Here is a 20,227-nt window from a genome sequence, read left to right as displayed (position 1 = left end):
TGAGTTGAGACCTCTTCGAAACATCGGACACTTGGCAGGCCTATACGCGCCGACGCGTCACGTCTTGCCCCTGGAACGTTCAACTACCTTTATTTCCAAGGTAGTTATCCCTCTCTGACCATGCAGAAACGTGCCTGTCAACGCGTGCATATGCGTCCGCACTACCCCACCGCATGAGCCCTACTATCGGCTCGCCATGACAGCAGCAGGGAAGCACCAGGTGAGCCGCGCGGAAACCTCACGTCGAGGCAGTCGGCCGGGCCGGGCGGGCATCAGAGACGTTGCCGCCGCCGCCGGGGTCTCCATCACGACCGTCTCCGACGCCCTCAACGGCAAGGGCCGGCTCCCGGACGCCACCCGCCGCCATGTCCGCGAGGTCGCCGACCGGCTGGGGTACCGCCCCTCGGCCGCCGCCCGCACACTCCGTACCGGCAAATCCGGTCTGATCGGCCTGACCGTGACGACCTACGGGGATGAACCTTTCACCTTCACGGAGTTCGCGTACTTCGCCGAGATGGCCCGCGCGGCCACCTCGGCCGCGCTCGCCCGCGGCTACGCCCTGGTGATCCTGCCCGCGACCTCCCGCCACGACGTGTGGTCGAACGTCGCCCTGGACGGCACGGTCGTCATCGACCCCTCCGACCAGGATCCCGTGGTCAGCGAGCTGGTCCGGCAGGGCCTGCCGGTCGTCTCGGACGGCCGCCCCGCCGGGGCCCTGCCGGTCACCGCCTGGGTCGACAACGACCACGAGGCCGCGGTCCTCGGCATCCTGGACCACCTCGCCGCCGCCGGGGCCCGCAGGATCGGCCTGCTCACCGGAACGACCACGGACACCTACACCCACCTGTCGACCACCGCGTACCTGAACTGGTGCGAGCGGGTCGGCCAGGACCCGGTGTACGAGGCCTACCCGGCGCACGACCCCTGCGCCGGCGCCGTCGCCGCCGACCGGCTGCTCGCCCGGCCCGACCGGCCGGACGCCGTCTACGGCCTGTTCGACCCGAACGGCACCGACCTGCTCGCCGCCGCCCGCCGCTACGGCCTGCGCGTCCCGGACGACCTGCTCCTGGTCTGCTGCAGCGAGTCCACCGTGTACGCCAACACCGAGCCGCCCATCACCACGCTCTCCCTCAAGCCGCGCCGCATCGGCACAGCCGTGGTCCAGCTCCTCATCGACGCCATCGAGGGCGTGGAGTCGGACCACCCGGTCGAGCAGGTGATACCGACGGAGCTGATCGTGCGCACCTCCTCCCAGCGCCGGCCGCCCCGGACGACCATCAGCCCGCCCCGCGCGCCGGAGAGGAGCTGACAGCCGGTCCCGGCGCCGTGACGGAGGGGAAGTGCCCGCAGACGCGCCGAGGAGGCCCGAGGGGGGACCACAGGCGGCCGGCACCGGAATCAACAGCCGTCCGAACCCCGGCCCAAACGGGGCGAAAGCCGCAGTGAACTGGCGTCTTGCTCCGATTCACCACCCCTGGGTCATCACACGGCGCGATCCGCATTCCTATGATGGGCCCACGACACCGCGGGCCGCTGCGACCAGGCAGTCCGATGCGGTGCAGCTGCGGCGCGATGGTGGAGGGGTCTGATGACTCAGGGGGCCGGTCAGGGACCCGAGGTGGAGCGGACGGCGACGTTGCGCGACTTCCGGGTGCCCGCGTACGTCCACGAGACCGGTCCGTACGTGCGCAGCACCCACCCCGGTGACACCGTCCCCACCGTCGAGGAGGCGTACCCCGAGGGGTACACGCCCACCGAGCGCGACCTGCCCGTCATCAACCGGGGCGACACTGTCCAGGTGACCCCCGAACCGGGCCCCGCGCCGACCGCGCAGCCCACCACCGGACCAGGCCCGCTGTACGTCGTCGGCGACGTGCACGGCTATCTCGACGAGCTGATCGCCGCCCTCCAGGAGAAGGGCCTGATCGACGCCGCCGGCCAGTGGTGCGCGGGCACCGCCCGGCTGTGGTTCCTCGGTGACTTCACCGACCGCGGCCCGGACGGCATCGGCGTCATCGACCTGGTCATGCGGCTGTCCGCCGAGGCCGCCGCCGCCGGCGGCTACTGCAAGGCACTCATGGGCAACCACGAGCTGCTGCTGCTCGGCGCCAAGCGGTTCGGCGACACCCCCGTCAACTCGGGCGCCGGCACCGCCACCTTCCAGGCGGCCTGGCTGCTCAACGGCGGCCAGAAGACCGACATGGACCGCCTCCAGGACCACCACTTGCAGTGGATGGCCCGCCTGGACGCCGTCGAGGAGGTCGACGGCTACCTGCTCGTGCACTCCGACACCACCGCCTATCTCGACTACGGCGACTCCATCGAAGAGGTCAACGACACCGTCCGCGAGACCATCACGCGCAACGACGCGGACGAGGTCTGGGACCTGTTCCGCAAGTTCACCAAGCGCTTCTCCTTCCGCGAGGGCGGCGCCGAAGCAGTGCGCTCCCTCCTCGATACGTACGGCGGCACCCGCATCGTTCACGGCCACAGCCCCATCCCCTACCTCCTGGGCGAGGTCGGCTCCGAGGAAGAGGACGAGGACACCGGCCCCGTGGTCGAGGGACCCCACGTCTACGCGGACGGGCTGGCCATCGCGATGGACGGCGGAGTGACCATGGCCGGAAAGCTGCTGGTCCAGCAACTTCCCCTGGGTGGCTGAACGTTCGCCGGGCAGGTGTTCCCCCGGCGGCGTTCGTGCAGGCCGGCACCCAATTTCCGGCAACCCCCTGTCACCACGCGCCGTGACGGCTCTACCATCGGCTTATCCGTAGCAGGCTCCCCTCCGTTTCTGCCCGACGGCTCGTCGACGTGCGAGCCCCAAGCCCTACGGAGCATCGGGGGATGCACATGAACAGCGTTCCGCAGCACCTGCTGAACGAGGACCGCCAGGAATACGAGCGGATCCTCGATGAGGCGCTGCGCTCCGCACCACACCGCCCGGAACTGGTCGCTGTAGGACAGCGGCTCAACCCCGAACAACTGCGCACCATGGCGCTCAACGCCACCGCACTCATCACGGCGGCCGCGGCGACCGAGTACCAGCACTACGTGAAGGTCCGCGAGGAACTGCGCCGGCCGGCGCCGCCCACCCAGTCCTCCGTTCCCCTGTCCGAGTCCACGGAGCCCGGCACGGCTCCGATGGGGCTCGCCACCTCCCTCGGCGAGGCCGCCGAGACCGCCGGCGCGGGCGCCGTCGCCATCGTCGCCGTCCTCGCTCCCGTGCTCGCCGGCACCGCCGCGGCGATCTTCCTCCTCGTCGGCTACATCCTGAAGATGCTGGACCCGGCTCCGGCCTTCGCCCAGACGATGATCACCACCGGCTGGGTGTTCGGTGCCTTGACGGCGGCCGCGATCCTGGTCGCCGCCGTCGGCCTGCTCCTCACCGCCCTGCGCAACAGCCCCTCGCTCGAGGACGGACCGCACGGGGAGGCGACCGCGGAAGTGACCCGGGCCAGGGACGCCTGGCACGAGGCCCTGCTGGAGCGCGGGATCCTGCCCTTTCTCCAGGAGGCACTCGCCGCCCCCGGCACCAGCGCACTGCACCGCATGACCCCGCCGGCGCCGCCCGGGCGCATGCCCCGGCTCGGCTACGACCGGCCGGGTTTCAGCAGCCCGGACGACGGCACCACCCCGGGCCAGCGCCCGAGTTTCAGCAGCCCGGACTACACGAGCCCGGACTTCGGCGGCCCGGAGCACCAGCCGGAATGACCCCCGGCTTGCGCCCCCGCGCGGGGGCGCAAGCCGGACAGGCGGCGCCCCTGTGTCAGTCCGCGATCGGCAGGTACACCCTGTTGCCCGCTGCCGCGAACTCCTTCGACTTCTGGGCCATGCCCTCCTCGATCTCGGTCTGACTTCCGCCGTGTTCACGCCTGATGTCGTGTGAGATCTTCATGCTGCAGAACTTCGGCCCGCACATGGAACAGAAGTGGGCCGTCTTGGCGGGCTCGGCCGGAAGTGTCTCGTCGTGGAACTCCCGTGCCGTGTCCGGGTCGAGGGCGAGGTTGAACTGGTCCTCCCACCGGAACTCGAAGCGGGCGTCGGACAGCGCGTCGTCCCATTCCTGGGCACCGGGGTGTCCCTTGGCGAGGTCGGCTGCATGGGCGGCGATCTTGTAGGTGATGACGCCGGTCTTGACGTCGTCACGGTTGGGCAGGCCCAAGTGCTCCTTGGGCGTGACGTAGCAGAGCATCGCCGTGCCCCACCAGGCGATCATCGCGGCACCGATGCCGGAGGTGATGTGGTCGTACGCCGGCGCGACGTCCGTGGTCAGCGGGCCGAGCGTATAGAACGGAGCTTCATCGCAGATCTCCTGCTGAAGGTCGATGTTCTCCTTGATCTTGTGCATCGGGACGTGTCCCGGGCCCTCGATCATGGTCTGTACGTTGAAACGCTTGGCGATCCCGTTGAGTTCCCCGAGAGTTCGGAGTTCCGCGAACTGCGCCTCGTCGTTGGCGTCCGCGATCGAGCCGGGCCGGAGCCCGTCGCCCAGCGAGTACGTGACGTCGTAGGCGGCCAGGATCTCGCAGAGTTCCTCGAAGTTCTCGTACAGGAACGACTCCTTGTGGTGCGCCAGGCACCAGGCCGCCATGATGGAGCCGCCGCGCGAGACGATGCCGGTCTTGCGGTTCGCGGTCAGCGGTACGTACGCCAGACGCACGCCGGCGTGGACGGTCATGTAGTCCACGCCCTGCTCGGCCTGTTCGACGACCGTGTCCTTGTAGATGTCCCAGGTCAGTTCCTCGGCCTTGCCGTCGACCTTCTCCAGGGCCTGGTAGAGCGGCACCGTGCCGATGGGGACGGGGGAGTTGCGCAGCACCCACTCGCGGGTGGTGTGGATGTTGCGGCCGGTGGACAGGTCCATGACCGTGTCGGCGCCCCAGCGGGTCGCCCAGGTCATCTTCTCGACCTCCTCCTCGATGGAGGACGTCACCGCCGAGTTGCCGATGTTGGCGTTGACCTTCACCAGGAACCGCTTGCCGATGATCATCGGCTCGATCTCCGGGTGGTTGACGTTGGCGGGCAGCACGGCCCGGCCGGCCGCGATCTCCTCGCGGACGACCTCGGGAGAAACGTTCTCCCGCAGCGCCACGAACTCCATCTCCGGCGTGATCTCACCTCGACGGGCATAGGCGAGCTGGGTGACCGCCTGGCCGTCCCGGCCCCTGCGTGGCTGGCGGGGCCGTCCGGGGAAGACCGCGTCGAGGTTGCGCAGGCCACCCCGGGGCGAGGTGTGCTTGATCCCGTCGTCCTCAGGACGGACAGGTCGGCCCGCGTACTCCTCGGTGTCGCCGCGGCCGATGATCCAGTTCTCCCGCAGCGGCGACAGGCCCCTGCGGACGTCGGTCTCGACGAGTGGATCGGTGTACGGGCCTGAGGTGTCGTACAGCGTGACCGACTGCCCGTTGGTGAGGTGCACCTGACGGACCGGCACGCGCAGGTCGGGGCGCGAGCCCTCGACATACCCCTTGTGCCAGCCGATGGACTTCCCGGCCTCCCCGTCGCTGGAGAGCTGCGTGGAGGCAGGCGTGCGTGCGTCCTTGTTGGTCATGAGACCTACTCCCTACGCCGGCATTACCCGGTAACAGGTTCGGCGGTCGACGCAGCGGTTTCCGTCTCTCGGTGTTCCACGTGAAACATCGCGAAGACGGAGGTCAGCGCCCTCTCAGCCCGGTGCTCCGAGCTCCCGCGTGTGCAAAGGTGCCTCCACGCTAGCGTCATTTGTGGCGCGGTCAACAGTGCCCCCTGCCCGTTCTTGCAATGATCGGGCGGTGACCACGACACAGCAGTCTCCATACCCGCCCCCTGAGCCGCCGCACGGGCACGGCCCTGGCGACGGCTCAGAACTCGGCCGCGAGGCCGGTGAAGGGCACGGACACGGCGGAGGGCACGGGCACAGCGGAGGGCACGGGCACAGCGGGGGACACGGGCACTCCCACAGTCACAGCCACGGCCCCGCGGCCCCGGTCTCCAAGCATCTGCGCAAGGTCATCGCGGCCGTTCTGATCCCGTTCACCGCGGCGGTAGCGGTCGGTCTCGTGATTCTCTGGCCCGGTGGCGCCCCTCCGCACGAGCGGACGGGGGTCGGCTTCGACCGGCAGACCCAGCAGGCTACGGTCGCCAAGGTCGTCGAGGTCAGCTGCAAGTCGGTGAACGCCTCCGGAGGCGCCTCGACCGGCGACACCTCCACAGCCGGGGGCGGTTCAGCGCAGCAGGAGACGAGTGGCACCTGCAAGAAGGCGACGATCAGGGTCGACACCGGCAAGGACAAGGGCCGTACGTTCACGGAGATCGTGCAGCCGGACCAGCCGCGACAACTGCACCAGGGCGAGAAGGTCGTGGCCGCCTACGAGCCCTCGGCGCCGAAGGACCTCCAGTACTCGGTGACCGACGTCAACCGGCGCTTCCCGATGGCGCTGCTGGCCGGGATCTTCGCACTCGTCGTCGTGGTCGTCGGACGGATGCGTGGCGTCATGGCGCTGGTCGCGCTGGCCATCAGCTTCCTCATCCTCAACTTCTTCATCCTGCCCGCGATCCTCCAGGGGTCGAACCCGCTGATCGTGGCGGTGGTCGGCGCCAGCGCCATCATGCTGATCGCGCTCTACATGTGCCATGGTCTGTCGGCCCGTACGTCGGTGGCGGTCCTCGGCACGCTGATCTCGCTGTCCCTGATCGGTGTCCTCGGCAAGCTGTTCATAGGCTGGGCCGCCCTCACCGGCAACACCGACGACAGCACCGGTCTGATCCACGGTCTGTATCCGTCGATCGACATGAGCGGTCTGCTGCTCGCCGGTGTCATCATCGGTTCGCTCGGTGTCCTGGACGATGTGACGGTGACGCAGACCTCGGCCGTGTGGGAGCTGCACGAGGCCAATCCGTCAATGGGCTGGCGGGGGCTGTACCGCGCGGCCATCCGTATCGGCCGCGACCACATCGCATCCGTGGTCAACACACTCGTGCTGGCCTATGCGGGTGCCGCGCTGCCACTGCTGCTGCTGTTCTCCATCGCACAGAGCAGCGTGGGAACGGTCGCCAACAGCGAGCTGGTGGCGGAGGAGATCGTGCGCACCCTGGTGGGCTCGATCGGTCTGGTGGCCTCCGTACCGGTCACCACCGCTCTCGCGGCCCTGGTGGTCGCGGCCGATCGTCCGGGAACGGAGCCGGGTGCGGTCAAGGCCGCGGCCGCCGCGAGCTCGTCGGCTCCGGCACGCGGCGGACGGGGCAGGCGCCGCAAGCGGTGAGGCCACGTCAGAAGTCGACGGTGCCCGCGGAGAAGCGTTACTGCAAGCTCCCCGTGGTGCCGAGGCGGAGCTTGCGGACCCTGCCGTAACGCTTCAGCCAGCGCTCTGTTCCTCGGCCAGGATGCGGTCCAGTGCCTCGTCGAGGTGGGCGTCGAAGTCGGCCAGCGCCCCCTCCTGCCCCAGCGGCACCAGCTTGTCCGTACGGTCGAGGAAGGCCACCAGCGGGGGCGTCGAGGAGCGGAACAGGGCCTGGTCGGCCCCCACCTGAAGCCTAATCAGCACCTCGCCCAGCGCCTCGGGGCCGGCGGGCGAGATGCGCACATCGCCGTCGCCGCACGGCCGGCCCACCCCGTCGATCAGCAGCTCACGCCCGAAGGCCCAGGTCACCGGGGCATCACCGGGCAGGTGGAAGGTCAGCCGCACCGCATAGGGATCGCATGTCTCGTACCGCAGTTCCACGGGGATGCGGAAGGAGAGCTCCTCCGAAACGAGAAAGCTCATCATGACTTCTGCCTGTACGGACTCGCGCATCGCCCATCCCGTCATAGGACACCGACTGGCCGGTAATGACCCCTTTGACACTGAGGAAATCTTGCTGAACGTACACATGAGATCACAAGGAGTGAGTTTTCAGATACTGATAGAGATCGCGATCGAGCCCAGGTGCCGTCCGACCTCCGTCTGGAGCCGCTGCACCGCGGGCAGCAGCCGGTCGGCCTGGCGGGAGGGCAGGGAGATGGCCATCGTGGCAGCCGTGGTGCCGACGGTGATCGGGATCGCCGCGCAGACCGTGCCCAGCGCGTACTCCTGCCGCTCCGTCACCGGTTCCATCCGCCGGATCCGCTCGAGGCGCCGCAGCAGGGCGCGCTCGTCGCGCACCGTGTACGGCGTGAGGGACTGCACGGGGTAACGGTCGAGGTGGTCACGGCGGGCCTCTTCGTCCAGCTGGGACAGCAGGCACTGACCGATGGCGTGCGCGTGGCCGGTCTCGCGGAAGTCGGCCCACTCCTCGACCGCGGGGTTGCCGGGGGTGTCGGAGACGCACATGACCTCGATCTCGCCCTCGCGGTACATGGCGTAGTACACCGGCACACCGATGGAGTCCCGGCAGTGCGCGAGCGCGTCGGCGACCGTGCTGCGACGTTTCTGCTTCGCTCCGCTGCTGCTCAGCCGTTCGGCCGCTTCACCGAGGAAGAACAGTCCCTTCTCCCGGCGCAGATAGCCCTCGTGCACGAGGGTGCGCAGCAGGTGGTACGCCGTGGGGAGGGCGAGGCTGGTCTCGCGGGCCAGTTGCTTGGCCGGGGCTCCGTACTCGTGACCGGCGACGGTCTCCAGCAGGCGCATCGCACGCTGCACGGATCCGATGAGCGTCGCGGACTGCCGCTGTTCTGGGATCGCCACGGTGTGCGGCGGCCCGGCCGGAGGTGTGGCGGTGTGTGGCGGGGGCTGGGTGGGGGGTGCGTGCGGTTCCGCGGGTGCGGTGTCGACCGTGGCCAAGAAGTCACTCCCGAAGCGCGAGGGGGCAGCCCGTGCAGGAGGAACACGGGGTGGGGGTGCGTGCCGTCCCCGGGGCTGGGCCCCGTGGCGAACGGACTCTAATCGCCCGCCACCGCCCGCGGCCCGCTCGCTGGGAAAACTTCCCTCGCCCGAGGGAACCGGCCGGCCTCTGTTACCGTCACCGGCTCCCGCGGCGGCTCACCAGTCGCTGCGCGACGAGGAGCCCGCCATGAACTTCCGCACGATGTAGATGAGTCCGCCGACCAGGGCCACGAAGACCAGCGCCTTGAAGAGCAGGCCGATCACGAACCCGACGACGGTGGCTATCAGGCCGCCGAACACGACCAGGGCGATGACCGGCACCGCGACCCACTTCACCCACCACGGCAGACCCGCGAAGATCTCTCGCATTGCCCTTGTCCCCTGCTCTCGAAGTCGTGCTCCAGATGTCCTGCCTCGATGCTAGGTCCGCGAGCGGGCTCGGCGGGGGCCTCGCACCCCTTGTCCTCCCCTGACCGTTCCCCTAGGGAATCACCGGGTACGGCTTCACGCCTCGGGCGGAGAGAACACCACCAGGACCCTGAGGTCCTCGCTGATGTGGTGGAACTTGTGAGCGACCCCGGCCGGTACGTACACCACGCTGCCCCGTGCCACCTGGGTGGTCTCCAGGCCGACCGTCAGGGAGGCGCGGCCGCTGACGACGACGTACACCTCGTCCTGGTTGTGCGGCTTCTGCGGGTCGTGTTCGCCCGCGTTGAGGGCGTACAGGCCGACCGACATGTTCCGTTCTCGCAGGAACTGGAGGTAGGCGCCCTCGTTGGCGGCGCGCTCCGCCTCCAGTTCGTCCAGCCGGAATGCCTTCATCCTGTTGTCGCCCTCGCCCTACTGCTCGCAGCCGTTCAGGTCTGCCACGATCAGACACATGAAGAATTTCATAGTCAAGACGATCGCCAACGCGGGCGCCCTGGCGGTCGCCGTATGGCTGCTCGACAAGATCACTCTGACCGGTGACAACACCGCCAAGAAGGCCGGCACGCTGATTGCCGTCGCCCTGGTCTTCGGCCTGGTGAACTGGCTGGTCAAGCCGCTCGTCAAGGTGCTGACCTTCCCGTTGTTCATCCTCACGCTCGGCCTGTTCACCCTGGTGGTCAACGCGCTGATGCTGCTGCTGACCTCGTGGGTGTGTGACAAGCTCGACCTGAGCTTCCACGTGGAGGGCTTCTGGACGGCGGTGCTCGGCGGCCTGATCATCTCGATCGTCTCCTGGGCCCTGCACGTCGTCCTGCCCGATGAGGACTGAGCCCGCCATGACCTACCGCGTCTGCTTCGTGTGCACCGGCAACATCTGCCGGTCCCCGATGGCCGAGTCCGTCTTTCGCGCGCGCGTGGCGGAGACCGGGCTGGAGGACCTCGTCGAGGTCGACAGCGCCGGCACCGGCGGCTGGCACCAGGGCGACGGCGCCGACCCGCGCACCGTCTCCGTCCTGGACGACCACGGCTACGACAGCGCCCACACCGCCCGTCAGTTCCAGGCGTCCTGGTTCGCCCGTCTCGACCTGGTGATCGCCCTCGACGCCGGCCACCTCAAGGCCCTGCGCCGCCTGGCGCCCACGGAGGAGGACGCACGGAAGGTGCGGCTGCTGCGCTCCTATGATCCCGCCGCGGGCGACGACCTCGACGTACCGGACCCGTACTACGGGGGCCTGGACGGCTTCGAGGAGTGTCTTGAGATGGTGGAGGCGGCGAGCACCGGTCTGCTCGCCGCGGTACGGCACGAAGCGGAGGGACGGGCGGCATGAGCGATCCGGCCGCGGGCAGCACCGGCCCGGGCACCGAGAAGGGCCCTGGAGGCGCCGGGTACGAACCCTCCGGCCCCGGCGAGGGCACGCGCGCGGTGCGGGCCGGGCTGCCCGAGCCGGTCAAGCACGAGCCCACGCTGCCCGGGCCCGTGTTCGCCGCCCACTTCCACCTGCCGGGCGATCCCACGGGGCCGTACACCTACGGCCGCGACGAGAACCCCACCTGGACCCTGCTGGAGCGCGCCATCGGCGAGCTCGAGGCCCCCGGGCGGGACGGCGTGGAAACGCTGGTCTTCTCCTCCGGCATGGCCGCCACCTCGTCCGTGCTGTTCTCCCAGCTGCGTGCCGGTGACGCTGTCGTGCTGCCCAGCGACGGCTACCAGGCGCTGCCGCTGGTGCGCGCCCAGCTGGAGGCGTACGGCATCGAGGTGCGCACCGCGCCCACCGGCGGCGACGCACAGCTGGAGGTCCTCGAAGGGGCGAGGCTGCTGTGGATCGAGTCGCCGGCCAATCCCGGGCTCGACGTCTGCGACATCCGCCGGCTCGTGGGCGCGGCACACGCGTGTGGGGCCCTGGTCGCCGTCGACAACACGCTCGCGACGCCGCTCGGGCAGCGGCCGCTGGAGCTGGGCGCCGACTTCTCCGTGGCCAGCGGCACCAAGCAGCTCACCGGGCACGGGGACCTGCTGCTCGGATACGTCACCGGCCTGAGCGGCGAGGCCATGGCAGCGGTACGCCGTTGGCGCAAGATCGCCGGAGCGATCGCCGGGCCCATGGAGGCCTGGCTGGCCCACCGCTCCCTGGCCACGCTCCAGCTGCGGGTGGACCGGCAGAACGCCACCGCCCTGACTCTCGCCGAGGCCCTGCGGGGACGGCCCGAGGTGACCGGGCTGCGCTATCCGGGGCTGCCGGAGGACCCCGCGCACGAGGTAGCCGCGCAGCAGATGCGCCGCTACGGGTGTGTCGTCTCCTTCACGCTGCCCACGCGCGCGCGTGCCGACCGTTTCCTCGAAGCTCTCCGGTTCGTGGACGACGCGACCAGCTTCGGTGGGATCCGCTCCACGGCCGAACGGCGCGGCCGCTGGGGCGGGGACGCGGTGCCGGAGGGGTTCATCCGGCTGTCGGTCGGCGCCGAGGACCCGGAGGACCTGGTGGCGGATGTACTCCGGTCGCTGGAGGAGTCGGCGGCCTGACGGCAGGGCGCGGACCCGATGGGATCCGGCCGTGTACGGCGGACGGTCCGAACCTCCCCCCTCGTGGCTCGGACCGTCCCGGTTCCGCGCGCGAAGAACCGCGCGAACAAGGCTAGTTGACTCTCTGTCAGTGTCCAATCACGCTAGCGACAGAGACCTATCGACTTATTTATAGTTGGACCTGTCCGGGGGGCGGGAGAAGGGTAGGGGAAAGGGGAGGGCGTTCCATGGATCTGGCCTTGCTGCGCACCTTCGTGACCGTGCACCGGGCCGGCTCCTTCACCCGCGCCGCCGCGCTTCTCGGTCTCTCCCAGCCGGCCGTCACCTCCCAGATCCGCACCCTGGAAAGACAGCTGGGCCGCCCGCTGTTCCTGCGGCAGGCCCGCGGAGTGACCCCCACGACCATCGGCGACGAGCTCGCGCACAAGGCCGCGCCGCACCTCGACGCGCTCGTGGAGATAGCCGAGACCGGGCTCGACGACGAGTCCTCATTACGCACCCTGCACCTCGCCGGGCCGCCCGAGTTCACCGCGGAACGTGCGCTCCCCGCCCTCACCGAGCTCGCCGGGGAGGACGGACAGGGCTTCGCACTGCGCGCCTCCTTCGGAACCGCCGAGGAGATCCTGGAAGGGCTCGCCGCCGGGCATCACGATCTGGTCATCTGCACGGCCCGCCCGCGCGGCGCACTGCTCACGGCGACTCCGCTGTGCGATGAGGAGCACGTCCTGGTCGCCGCCCCTCGCTGGGCCGAACGGATCGACTCGGGGAAACCGCGCCGCAAGGGGGCCGCCGCCCTGGAGAACCTGCCCGTGGTCGAGGTCCACGAGTCACTGCCCTTCGTGTCCCGATACTGGGCCTCCGTCTTCGACTCCCGCCCCTCCGCGTCCGGCACCGTCATCGTTCCCGACCTGCGCGCCGTCCTTGCCTGTGCGACCGCCGGAGCCGGGTTGGCGGTACTTCCCCGCTATCTGTGCACCGCCGCCGTCCAGCACGGTGACGTGGTCGCGCTGCACGAGCCGGCCGTGCCCCCGCTGCGGACATACTTCCTGGTGGTACGCACCGGCACGCTCGCGATGCCCCATATCGCACGGGCACACGAGTGGCTTCAGCGGGCGGCCGCCGAATGGTGCTGAGCAGGGGGCGCACCACGGTGACGGCGTGCGCTCGCCCGGTGGCGCTTTGCGATGTTTCACGTGGAACCAACCGGGCGACATTTCTCCCATGACCGTCCGACCCGTGGTCAAGCGCACCGCCCGTGCCGTCCTCCTCGACGGTGACGACCTGATCCTGATCAAGCGCACCAAGCCTGGTGTCGATCCCTACTGGGTCACGCCCGGTGGCGGGGTCGAACCGAGTGACACGACCGTCGTCGACGCCCTGCACCGCGAGGTGCATGAGGAACTCGGCGCCAAGATCACCGATGTGGTGCCCTGCTTCGTGGACACCGTGGAGCACATCGGCGAGGACGGCGGCGCGACCGGCGTGAAGGTGCAGCACTTCTTCGTCTGCCGGCTGGAGTCCATGGACCCGTCGCTGCGCCACGGCCCCGAGATGGACGAACCCGCCGGCGAGTACGAGATCGTCCGCGTGCCCTTCACGCGGGTCGGAATCGCCTCCGTCCATCTCGTCCCGCTGTCCTTGCGGCACTACCTGGACGGCAACATCGAGGGCGTACGGGCCATGCACGCCCCGGATCTGGGCTGAGGCTCAGTTCCCGGCGACCACGAGCTCCTCGACCGAGTCGTGGCGTATCCGCTCCGCGGGGACACCGATGTCCCTGAGCACGTCGACACCGCTGCGGATCATGCCGGGCGGGCCGGAGAGATAGGCCTCGTACTGGGTCCACGGGCCGTGCTCGCGCACGGCGTCAGGGAGCTGGAGGTGTGCCCGCTGGTCGACGACGGCACGGACGGAGAGCCAGGGATGGCTCTGCTGAAGCCGCAGCATGGTGTCGATGTCGTACAGGTCGTGGTCCGTACGGGCGCCGTAGAACACCTCGACGGGACGGCGCTCGCCGCGCTCGGCGACGTCCTCGACCAGCGCCTTGATGGGCGCTATGCCGGTGCCGCCGCCGAGACAGAGCAGACCGCTGTCGGTGGTGTGGTCGACGGTCATCGATCCGGTGGCGGGACCGAGCCGGATGACGTCCCCGGGGCGTGCCCGGTGCACCAGGGCATTGGAGACCCAGCCGCCGGGAACGGCCTTCACGTGGATGGTCAGCAGCCCGTCGCTACGTGGGGTGGAGGCGAAGGAGTAGTGCCGCCAGATGCGGGGCCACCAGGGCGTCTCCACGCTCGTGTACTGCCCGGCGAGAAAGGGGTAGGGCTGGTCCGGGCGGAGCGTGAGGACCGCGACGTCCGGCGTCCTGAGATCGTGCGCGACGATCTCGGCGTACCACCAGGCCGGCAAGCGCAGTTCGTCGGCCGCCGCCGCATCGATCATGACCTGCGAGATCGTCGTGTAGGCCCGCACCCAGGCCGCCTCTGTCTCCGCGTTCCAGACGGCGGGCGTGTACTCGCTCAGGGCGCCGATCAGACACTCGCCAAGGGCGCGGTAGTACTCGGGCCGGGTGCCGTACTTGCGGTGACCGCGGCCGAGATTCTCCAGGTAGTCGACGAGGACGGGCCTGTTGTCGATGTGCTCGACCGCCGTCAGCAGTGCCTTCAGCAGCCGCTCCCGCTGGATGTCCATCGCGGGCGGGAACAGCGGTCGCAGCTCGGGGTGGCGTACGAAGAGCAGGGCGTAGAAGTACGAGGTGACCTGATCGGCCACGGGGGCGATCTCGGCCATGGTGCGGCGGATGAGGAGGGCGTCCTGGGAGGCGCCCACGGCTGTGGGGAGCTCCGCGTGCTCCAGGGCGGCGGGAGCATCAGTGGAGGGGCGTTCCGGGCCATCACTGTCCGGTGGCACGGCGGGCGCGGTGTGCGGCGTGAACCAGCCGCCCCCGCCCGGCGTGCCGTTGTCCGCCGACGTGGTGGTCGGAGCGTCCATGGGTGTGCCTCGCCTCGAACAACTTTCGGTCGGTGTGCGCACTTCCGGAATCGGGAGGTGCCCGCTTTCCCCTCGCGGGCGGCCGCAGCATCCCTCCGGAGCGGATACGTCTGGCCGCATACCCAGAAATGCGGCCTTCGATGGCCGGGCGGGGCCCGTCGGTCTGCCGGATGCTCGTCGTTCGCCGACGTTTCACGTGAAACACCCCGTGGCTGTCCGTGCGCTGTGCGGACGGCTACGACATGGCCAAAAGCACCTGCGTATGCCTCGAAACAGGTGGACGCGGAGGGCACCGGTCGGACAGCCTGACCTGCGTGCCGACTCCATCCCTCGACGCTCTGCCCATTCGCCGTCTGACGCTGCGCGATCTCACCGCCTGCGCCGACTTGTCCGAAGACCGGGGGTGGCCGCGGGAGGAACACAAGTGGGGTTTCCTCCTCGTCGCCGGACGGGGGTACGGCATCGACGATCCCGAGGGTGGTCTGGTCGCCGCGTGCGTCGTCACGCAGTACGGCCCGCAGGACCGCCCGGCTCTCGGTGCCCTCGGCATGGTCCTGGTCGCCGGGCGGCATGCCCGCCGGGGCGTCGGACGCCGCTTGATGCGCCACGTCGTCTCCGCGATGGGAACCACGCCCCTGACCCTGCACGCGACGCCGTATGGGCGCCCGCTCTACGAGGAGCTCGGTTTCAAGGTCACCGGCCGGGCGGAGATGGTGCGCGGGAACTTCATCCCGGGCGGCCGGGAGGACGGCGTCCCGACGCGTGCGGCCACCGCCGAGGACCTCACCTCGATCCTCCGGCTCGACGAGGAGGTGTTCGGGGCCGACCGCACCCACATCATCACGCGGCTTCCCGCCTTCGCCGACCAGTTGCGCGTCGCCGAGGAGAACGGCCGGATCACCGGGTACGCGGGCGCCTGGCCCAATATGGACACGCAGGTCGTCGGACCGCTGATCGCCCGGGACACCGAGACGGCGCGGGCCCTGCTCGCCTCCCTCGCCGCCCACACGGACCGCCCGCTGCGGACCGACATCGACGTACGGCACGAAGAGCTGCTGGCGTGGGTGAAGGAGCGCGGGCTGGAGTCCGTCGCCTTCAACTCGGTCATGACGTACGGCGTCACAGAGCTGCCCGGGGACTGGACCCGCCGGTTCGCTCCGCTGACGGTGGCGGCGGGCTGAGACGCCCCTGCACGCGGGACACCGGCCACCGCGCGAAAACGCGGGGCCGGTGTCCGCCTCTGACGGGCTCCGTGATCAGGCGAGCGTCTTCACCGCGGTGAGAGCGAAGCCGTGGTCCTGTTCCGGGGTGCCACCGCCGACGCCGATCGCTCCGATCAGGCGGCCGTCGCGGTGGACCGGGATGCCGCCCGCGATGAACAGCAAGGGCCGGTCGAGCGCGGTGGGCAGGGTGTGGAAGGGAGCGCCGGGCTGGACGGCGTCGACGAGGTCGGCGGTGGGGGCGTCCAGCTGGAGCGCCGTGTACGCCTTGCGGGTGCTGGTCTCACCGGAGATCAGTACGGCCCGGTCGTCCCGGCGGAAGGCCAGCAGGTGGCCGCCCGCGTCCAGGACGGTGACGCTCACGGTGGCTCCGGCGGCCTCGGCCGCTTCACGGGCCGCCCGCACGAGGGCCTCGGCGTCCTGTGTGGTCAGCGGGGTGACGGTGGTGGTGCTCATGGGGGGTGCTTCTCCTTGTGGTGTTCGACATCGTGCTCGAGGAGCGCGGTGATTCAGTGATGGACGGCTGCGCGGTGGTCGACGGGCTGACCGGTGGCCGCCAAGGTGCCGCGGGTGCTGTCGCGGCGTTCGAGGGCCGCGGAGACCAGGGCCAGTACCAGGGCAGCCGCGGCGAGGACGGCACCGACCCAGTTGGGGGCGGTGTAGCCGAGGCCTGCGCTGATCACCAGGCCGCCGAGCCAGGCGGAGAGGGCGTTGCCCAGGTTGAAGGCGCCGATGTTCACGGCCGACGCCAGCGTCGGGGCGCCGTGCGCCTGGTCGAGGACACGCTTCTGGAGGGGCGGCACGGTCGCGAAGCCCAGGGCGCCGATCAGGGCGATGGTCACCGCTGCCGCGACCTTGTTGTGCGCGGTGAGCGTGAACAGCGCGAGTACGACCGCCAGGGCGCCAAGCGAGATGTAGAGCATGGGCATCAGCGCGCGGTCGGCGAACCTGCCGCCGATCAGGTTGCCGCCGACCATGCCGAGGCCGAACAGCACCAGCAGCCAGGTGACGGTCCCGTCGGCGAATCCGGCGACGTGGGTCATCATCGGCGCGATGTAGGTGACGGCCGCGAAGACACCGCCGAAACCGAGCACGGTCATCGCCATGGCCAGCAGGACCTGGGCGTTCTTGAAAGCGGCCAGCTCGTCGCGCAGGTGCACGCCCTCCGGCATGGGCACCTCGGGCACCAGCCTGGCGATGCCGGCCAGGCCGACCACGCCGAGGGCCGCGACGACACCGAAAGTGACACGCCAGCCGATGTGCTGCCCGATGAGCGTGCCCAGCGGGACACCGACGACGTTGGCGACGGTGAGACCGGTGAACATCATCGCGATGGCGCCCGCCTTCTTGTCCGGTGCCACCAGGTCGGCCGCGACGACCGAGCCGATGCCGAAGAACGCGCCGTGTGCGAGGGAGGCGACCACACGGCCGATCAGCATGACCGCGAAGACGGGTGCGACGGCGGACAGCAGGTTGCCGGCGATGAACAGAACCATCAGCAGCATCAGCATCCGCTTGCGGGAGACCTTGGTGCCGAGCACGGTCATCAGAGGCGCCCCCAGCACCACGCCGAGCGCGTAACCAGTGACGAGCAGGCCGGCGGTGGGGATGGAGACCCCGAAGTCGCCCGCGACCTCGGGCAGCAGGCCCATGATCACGAACTCGGTGGTTCCGATACCGAAGGCCCCGATCGCGAGGGCCAGTAGCGCGAGAGGCATGTGGGGGCAGACCTTCCCAGACGATTGCATGAGCGTTTTCCGAGCGTCGACAATAATTGCACACGCGGGCTACATGCAAGTGCGGTCTATTGCGCTGCTGTCCTATCCTTGAATGGCAGCCGCTCCGGGACAGAGGAGAACGCCACATGACAGCGACGGACCCCGCGCTCACCGCGCTCGCGCAGGGCTGGTGCGCCCTCTCCCTGCTGCACGGGAGAATCGAGGCGCACATCGAGCGCGCCCTGCAGAGCGGGCACGACCTGAGCGTGCGCGAGTACTCCCTGCTGGACGTGCTCAGCCGCCAGCACGACGGCGAAGGAGGACACCTTCAGATGAAGCAGGTCGCCCACGCCGTCGTCCTCAGCCAGAGCGCCACCACGCGGCTGGTCACCCGACTGGAAGACCGCGGGCTGCTCGAGCGCTACCTGTGCCCCACCGATCGCCGGGGCATCTACACGAACGTCACCGAAGCCGGGCTCAAACTGCTCGCGGAAGCGCGGCCCACGAATGACGCGGCTCTGCGGGAGGCACTCGACAAGGCGGCCGGGAGCCCCGAACTCGCGCCGCTGGTACGCGTGGTGGAGTCACTGAACGTGCCCGCATAGGGTGCGCCCATGGGAGATCATTTCGAGATACGAGCCGCCGGCGCCGACGACATCCCTGCCATCGTCGGCATGCTCGCCGACGACCCGCTCGGCGCACAGCGCGAGTCACCGGACGACCTGGCCCCGTACCTGACCGCGTTCGAGCGGCTCGACGCCGATCCGAACCAGCATCTGGTCGTCGCGGAACGCGAGGGCCGAGTCGTCGGGACCCTTCAGCTCACGGTCATGCCAGGGCTGTCGAGGCGTGGGGCCACCAGGTCGATCATCGAGGGCGTCCGCGTCCACGGGGACGAACGGGGCAGCGGCCTGGGCACGCGGCTCATCGAGTGGGCGATCGAGGAATCCAGGCGGCTGGGCTGCCAGTTGGTGCAGCTGACCTCCGACAACACACGCACCGACGCCCATCGCTTCTACGAGCGGCTCGGCTTCACGCCCTCACACGTGGGTTTCAAGCTCCCGCTCTGAGCACCGGCAGGGTCGGCCTGTTTCACGTGAAACAGGCCGACCGCCGCGGACTGTTAACCGATCCCCCGCCAGCCCTCCGCGTCGACCCCTCCGGGGACAGGAGCGTCCTCGTCGTACGGCTGGCGTGTGAACACGAACGACCCGAGGTCGAGATGGCTGAGGGCTCCGCCCGGGTGCCGTACCGGCCGCAGGAGCTCTCCGGCGTAGTAGCCCTCCAGCCCCGTCCAGGTACCGTCACCATTGGCCCGGAACCGCGAGCTGCGGCCGTTGCCGGACAGCGGCCCCAGGGAGATGAGCCCGTCGGCCGTCACCCGCAGAGCGAAGGCATGTGTGCCCCAGTACCACTGTCCCGCCAGCTCCAGCACCGAGCGGTCGACCTCGGGCAGCGGTCGCCAGGGCTCGGGAATCCTTGGCTCGGCCTCGGCGACGATGCGCACGAGGTCGGCGCCCACCACGGACAGCAAGGGACCGGAAGTGCAGTTGGCCAGCACCACGGCTGCGACATCGTCCGCCACACTGATGGTGAGGTTCGCCAGAAAGCCCGGCAACGAGCCGGAGTGCCCCGTGAGCAGCCTGCCGTCACGGCGCTGGATCTGGAGCCCGAGCCCGTAGGTGGCACCGTCCATCACGTCCGCGGCTTCGGCCGGCGCCGCGGGCGTCCGCATGTCCCCTACCGACTCCGCGCTCAGCACGCGGTCGTCGCCCTTGGCAAGGAAAGCAGCGAAGCGGGCCAAGTCGCCGGTGGTGGACCACAGTTGACCGGCGGGTGCCATACGGCCGAGGTCCTCCACCGGCTCGGGCAGCAGTGCGTCGGCCCAAGGGTGCACCGCCCAGCCACCCGCGCAGGGTGCCTGCGGCTGGGCAGTCGTACGGTTCAGTCCGAGGGGTTCGAGTACCTCACGGCGGAGGACCTCCTCCCAGGGGGCGCCACGGACCTCCTCCACCAGTGCGCCCAGAAGCGTGTAGCCGGGGTTCGAATAGTGAAAGCGGCGACCGGCCGGATGCAGCAGGGGCTGCTCTCCCAGGACGTCACTCAGCTCCGGACGCAAAGATCCGGCAGTGCGCTCCCACCAGGGCCCGGGCGACTCGGCCGCCAGCCCGCCCGTGTGCGCGAGCAGTTCGGCGATGGTGGCCTCCCCCACGCCGGTGCCCGGCAGATGCTTCTCCAGCGGGTCACCGAGGTCGAGCACGCCTTCGTCGCGCAGTCGCAGAACCAGGACGGCGGTGAACGTCTTGGTGATCGAACCGATCCTGTACTGCACGTTCTCGTCCGGCCCATGGCCGTCCACACAGGTGCGCGCTCCGTGCCACACCGCTCGCCCGCCCCGCACCACCGCAGCGACCAGCGACGGTGCGCGGCCTTCGGCCTGGGCCACGGCGATCCGGTGCTGCAATGCCCGACGCGTGCCGGGCAGCAGCTCTTCCTCAGATGTCGTCATGCCGCCAGTCCACCCCGGGAGGCCCACAGGCGTCGAGTCGATTTGGCCGACTGGAGCCA

21 protein-coding genes and 1 riboswitch are annotated in these 20,227 nt (G+C 69.8%); of the genes, 12 read left to right on the top strand and 9 right to left on the bottom strand.

What is annotated here, in order from left to right:
* Window positions 1-196: 196 nt before the first annotated feature.
* The 3 genes from ACFY01_RS30535 (at window position 197) to ACFY01_RS30525 (ending at window position 3,711) form a co-directional block, all read left to right on the top strand.
* Complete coding sequence (locus ACFY01_RS30535; protein WP_390738981.1) at window positions 197-1,309, top strand: LacI family DNA-binding transcriptional regulator; 1,113 nt, start codon at window positions 197-199, stop codon at window positions 1,307-1,309.
* A gap of 279 nt (window positions 1,310-1,588) precedes the next feature.
* Window positions 1,589-2,662, top strand: coding sequence for a metallophosphoesterase family protein (locus tag ACFY01_RS30530; protein WP_390738980.1), 1,074 nt, complete (start codon window positions 1,589-1,591; stop codon window positions 2,660-2,662).
* A gap of 182 nt (window positions 2,663-2,844) precedes the next feature.
* Window positions 2,845-3,711, top strand: a complete 867-nt coding sequence (locus ACFY01_RS30525; RefSeq protein ID WP_390738979.1) for a hypothetical protein — start codon at window positions 2,845-2,847, stop codon at window positions 3,709-3,711.
* 55 nt (window positions 3,712-3,766) lie between these two features.
* On the opposite strand, the gene thiC is transcribed toward ACFY01_RS30525, so the two are convergent.
* Window positions 3,767-5,551: a phosphomethylpyrimidine synthase ThiC gene (gene thiC, locus ACFY01_RS30520; protein ID WP_390738978.1), complete on the bottom strand. Its 1,785-nt coding sequence runs from the start codon at window positions 5,549-5,551 to the stop codon at window positions 3,767-3,769.
* Window positions 5,544-5,700: riboswitch (TPP riboswitch) on the bottom strand. It overlaps the preceding gene by 8 nt.
* A gap of 71 nt (window positions 5,701-5,771) precedes the next feature.
* Between thiC and ACFY01_RS30515 the strand changes: the two genes are divergently transcribed.
* On the top strand, window positions 5,772-7,241 hold the full coding sequence (locus ACFY01_RS30515; RefSeq protein WP_390738977.1) for a YibE/F family protein: 1,470 nt from the start codon (window positions 5,772-5,774) through the stop codon (window positions 7,239-7,241).
* Between the two features lie 93 nt (window positions 7,242-7,334).
* Here the strand turns inward: ACFY01_RS30515 and ACFY01_RS30510 are convergent, their stop codons facing one another.
* The 4 genes from ACFY01_RS30510 to ACFY01_RS30495 form a co-directional block, all read right to left on the bottom strand.
* Window positions 7,335-7,772 (bottom strand): SsgA family sporulation/cell division regulator, encoded by a 438-nt coding sequence (locus tag ACFY01_RS30510; protein ID WP_390738976.1) that lies wholly within the window; start codon window positions 7,770-7,772, stop codon window positions 7,335-7,337.
* A gap of 99 nt (window positions 7,773-7,871) precedes the next feature.
* Window positions 7,872-8,738 (bottom strand): IclR family transcriptional regulator, encoded by an 867-nt coding sequence (locus ACFY01_RS30505; protein WP_390738975.1) that lies wholly within the window; start codon window positions 8,736-8,738, stop codon window positions 7,872-7,874.
* Window positions 8,739-8,936: 198 nt separating this feature from the next.
* Entirely contained in the window at window positions 8,937-9,149 is a 213-nt protein-coding gene (locus tag ACFY01_RS30500) for a DUF5326 family protein (RefSeq protein ID WP_361441945.1), read from the bottom strand.
* A 135-nt stretch (window positions 9,150-9,284) separates the two neighbouring features.
* Window positions 9,285-9,602, bottom strand: a complete 318-nt coding sequence (locus ACFY01_RS30495; RefSeq protein ID WP_225832770.1) for a cupin domain-containing protein — start codon at window positions 9,600-9,602, stop codon at window positions 9,285-9,287.
* A 58-nt stretch (window positions 9,603-9,660) separates the two neighbouring features.
* Here ACFY01_RS30495 and ACFY01_RS30490 point away from each other — a divergent pair, with 58 nt between their 5' ends.
* From ACFY01_RS30490 to ACFY01_RS30470, 5 genes are all read left to right on the top strand, one after another.
* Complete coding sequence (locus tag ACFY01_RS30490; RefSeq protein WP_390738974.1) at window positions 9,661-10,038, top strand: phage holin family protein; 378 nt, start codon at window positions 9,661-9,663, stop codon at window positions 10,036-10,038.
* Window positions 10,039-10,045: 7 nt separating this feature from the next.
* Window positions 10,046-10,537, top strand: a complete 492-nt coding sequence (locus ACFY01_RS30485; RefSeq protein WP_390738973.1) for a low molecular weight protein-tyrosine-phosphatase — start codon at window positions 10,046-10,048, stop codon at window positions 10,535-10,537.
* A complete protein-coding gene (locus tag ACFY01_RS30480) occupies window positions 10,534-11,730 on the top strand; it encodes a cystathionine gamma-lyase (protein ID WP_390738972.1) in 1,197 nt (398 codons plus the stop codon). Before ACFY01_RS30485 ends, ACFY01_RS30480 begins: the two co-directional genes overlap by 4 nt.
* A gap of 227 nt (window positions 11,731-11,957) precedes the next feature.
* Window positions 11,958-12,863, top strand: a complete 906-nt coding sequence (locus ACFY01_RS30475) for a LysR family transcriptional regulator (protein WP_390738971.1) — start codon at window positions 11,958-11,960, stop codon at window positions 12,861-12,863.
* An 88-nt stretch (window positions 12,864-12,951) separates the two neighbouring features.
* Window positions 12,952-13,434: an NUDIX domain-containing protein gene (locus tag ACFY01_RS30470; RefSeq protein WP_390738970.1), complete on the top strand. Its 483-nt coding sequence runs from the start codon at window positions 12,952-12,954 to the stop codon at window positions 13,432-13,434.
* 3 nt (window positions 13,435-13,437) lie between these two features.
* Here ACFY01_RS30470 and ACFY01_RS30465 read toward each other — a convergent pair whose 3' ends face one another.
* On the bottom strand, window positions 13,438-14,721 hold the full coding sequence (locus ACFY01_RS30465; RefSeq protein WP_390738969.1) for a globin domain-containing protein: 1,284 nt from the start codon (window positions 14,719-14,721) through the stop codon (window positions 13,438-13,440).
* Window positions 14,722-15,035: 314 nt separating this feature from the next.
* On the opposite strand from ACFY01_RS30465, the gene ACFY01_RS30460 reads away from it, so the two are divergent.
* Entirely contained in the window at window positions 15,036-15,902 is an 867-nt protein-coding gene (locus ACFY01_RS30460) for a GNAT family N-acetyltransferase (protein ID WP_390738968.1), read from the top strand.
* A 75-nt stretch (window positions 15,903-15,977) separates the two neighbouring features.
* Here the strand turns inward: ACFY01_RS30460 and ACFY01_RS30455 are convergent, their stop codons facing one another.
* On the bottom strand, window positions 15,978-16,397 hold the full coding sequence (locus ACFY01_RS30455; RefSeq protein ID WP_390738967.1) for a heme-binding protein: 420 nt from the start codon (window positions 16,395-16,397) through the stop codon (window positions 15,978-15,980).
* 53 nt (window positions 16,398-16,450) lie between these two features.
* The gene (locus ACFY01_RS30450) at window positions 16,451-17,659 is read right to left on the bottom strand and encodes an MFS transporter (RefSeq protein ID WP_390738966.1); all 1,209 of its coding nucleotides are present in this window, start codon (window positions 17,657-17,659) and stop codon (window positions 16,451-16,453) included.
* A 146-nt stretch (window positions 17,660-17,805) separates the two neighbouring features.
* Here ACFY01_RS30450 and ACFY01_RS30445 point away from each other — a divergent pair, with 146 nt between their 5' ends.
* Together ACFY01_RS30445 and ACFY01_RS30440 are read left to right on the top strand one after the other, a co-directional pair.
* The gene (locus ACFY01_RS30445) at window positions 17,806-18,264 is read left to right on the top strand and encodes a MarR family winged helix-turn-helix transcriptional regulator (protein WP_390738965.1); all 459 of its coding nucleotides are present in this window, start codon (window positions 17,806-17,808) and stop codon (window positions 18,262-18,264) included.
* Between the two features lie 9 nt (window positions 18,265-18,273).
* A complete protein-coding gene (locus ACFY01_RS30440; RefSeq protein WP_390738964.1) occupies window positions 18,274-18,729 on the top strand; it encodes a GNAT family N-acetyltransferase in 456 nt (151 codons plus the stop codon).
* A 53-nt stretch (window positions 18,730-18,782) separates the two neighbouring features.
* On the opposite strand, the gene ACFY01_RS30435 is transcribed toward ACFY01_RS30440, so the two are convergent.
* Entirely contained in the window at window positions 18,783-20,168 is a 1,386-nt protein-coding gene (locus ACFY01_RS30435) for a serine hydrolase domain-containing protein (RefSeq protein ID WP_390738963.1), read from the bottom strand.
* Between the last annotated feature and the right edge of the window lie 59 nt (window positions 20,169-20,227).

Origin of the sequence: Streptomyces sp. NPDC001480, assembly GCF_042894725.1 — a bacterium.
Classification (GTDB): domain Bacteria; phylum Actinomycetota; class Actinomycetes; order Streptomycetales; family Streptomycetaceae; genus Streptomyces.
Note: the sequence above shows the minus strand (reverse complement) of the source record. Positions and strands in the feature narration are given on the sequence as shown.

Excerpts from the sequence above, each read along its gene's own strand:
- ACFY01_RS30525 (WP_390738979.1), top strand. The coding sequence starts at position 2,845 with ATGCACATGAACAGCGTTCCGCAGCACCTGCTGAACGAGGACCGCCAG.
- ACFY01_RS30495 (WP_225832770.1), bottom strand. The coding sequence starts at position 9,602 with ATGAAGGCATTCCGGCTGGACGAACTGGAGGCGGAGCGCGCCGCCAAC.
- ACFY01_RS30455 (WP_390738967.1), bottom strand. The coding sequence starts at position 16,397 with ATGAGCACCACCACCGTCACCCCGCTGACCACACAGGACGCCGAGGCC.
- ACFY01_RS30535 (WP_390738981.1), top strand. The coding sequence starts at position 197 with ATGACAGCAGCAGGGAAGCACCAGGTGAGCCGCGCGGAAACCTCACGT.
- ACFY01_RS30465 (WP_390738969.1), bottom strand. The coding sequence starts at position 14,721 with ATGGACGCTCCGACCACCACGTCGGCGGACAACGGCACGCCGGGCGGG.
- ACFY01_RS30485 (WP_390738973.1), top strand. The coding sequence starts at position 10,046 with ATGACCTACCGCGTCTGCTTCGTGTGCACCGGCAACATCTGCCGGTCC.
- ACFY01_RS30440 (WP_390738964.1), top strand. The coding sequence starts at position 18,274 with ATGGGAGATCATTTCGAGATACGAGCCGCCGGCGCCGACGACATCCCT.
- thiC (WP_390738978.1), bottom strand. The coding sequence starts at position 5,551 with ATGACCAACAAGGACGCACGCACGCCTGCCTCCACGCAGCTCTCCAGC.
- ACFY01_RS30445 (WP_390738965.1), top strand. The coding sequence starts at position 17,806 with ATGACAGCGACGGACCCCGCGCTCACCGCGCTCGCGCAGGGCTGGTGC.
- ACFY01_RS30510 (WP_390738976.1), bottom strand. The coding sequence starts at position 7,772 with ATGCGCGAGTCCGTACAGGCAGAAGTCATGATGAGCTTTCTCGTTTCG.
- ACFY01_RS30480 (WP_390738972.1), top strand. The coding sequence starts at position 10,534 with ATGAGCGATCCGGCCGCGGGCAGCACCGGCCCGGGCACCGAGAAGGGC.
- ACFY01_RS30500 (WP_361441945.1), bottom strand. The coding sequence starts at position 9,149 with ATGCGAGAGATCTTCGCGGGTCTGCCGTGGTGGGTGAAGTGGGTCGCG.
- ACFY01_RS30435 (WP_390738963.1), bottom strand. The coding sequence starts at position 20,168 with ATGACGACATCTGAGGAAGAGCTGCTGCCCGGCACGCGTCGGGCATTG.
- ACFY01_RS30475 (WP_390738971.1), top strand. The coding sequence starts at position 11,958 with ATGGATCTGGCCTTGCTGCGCACCTTCGTGACCGTGCACCGGGCCGGC.
- ACFY01_RS30490 (WP_390738974.1), top strand. The coding sequence starts at position 9,661 with ATGAAGAATTTCATAGTCAAGACGATCGCCAACGCGGGCGCCCTGGCG.
- ACFY01_RS30450 (WP_390738966.1), bottom strand. The coding sequence starts at position 17,659 with ATGCCTCTCGCGCTACTGGCCCTCGCGATCGGGGCCTTCGGTATCGGA.
- ACFY01_RS30470 (WP_390738970.1), top strand. The coding sequence starts at position 12,952 with ATGACCGTCCGACCCGTGGTCAAGCGCACCGCCCGTGCCGTCCTCCTC.
- ACFY01_RS30530 (WP_390738980.1), top strand. The coding sequence starts at position 1,589 with ATGACTCAGGGGGCCGGTCAGGGACCCGAGGTGGAGCGGACGGCGACG.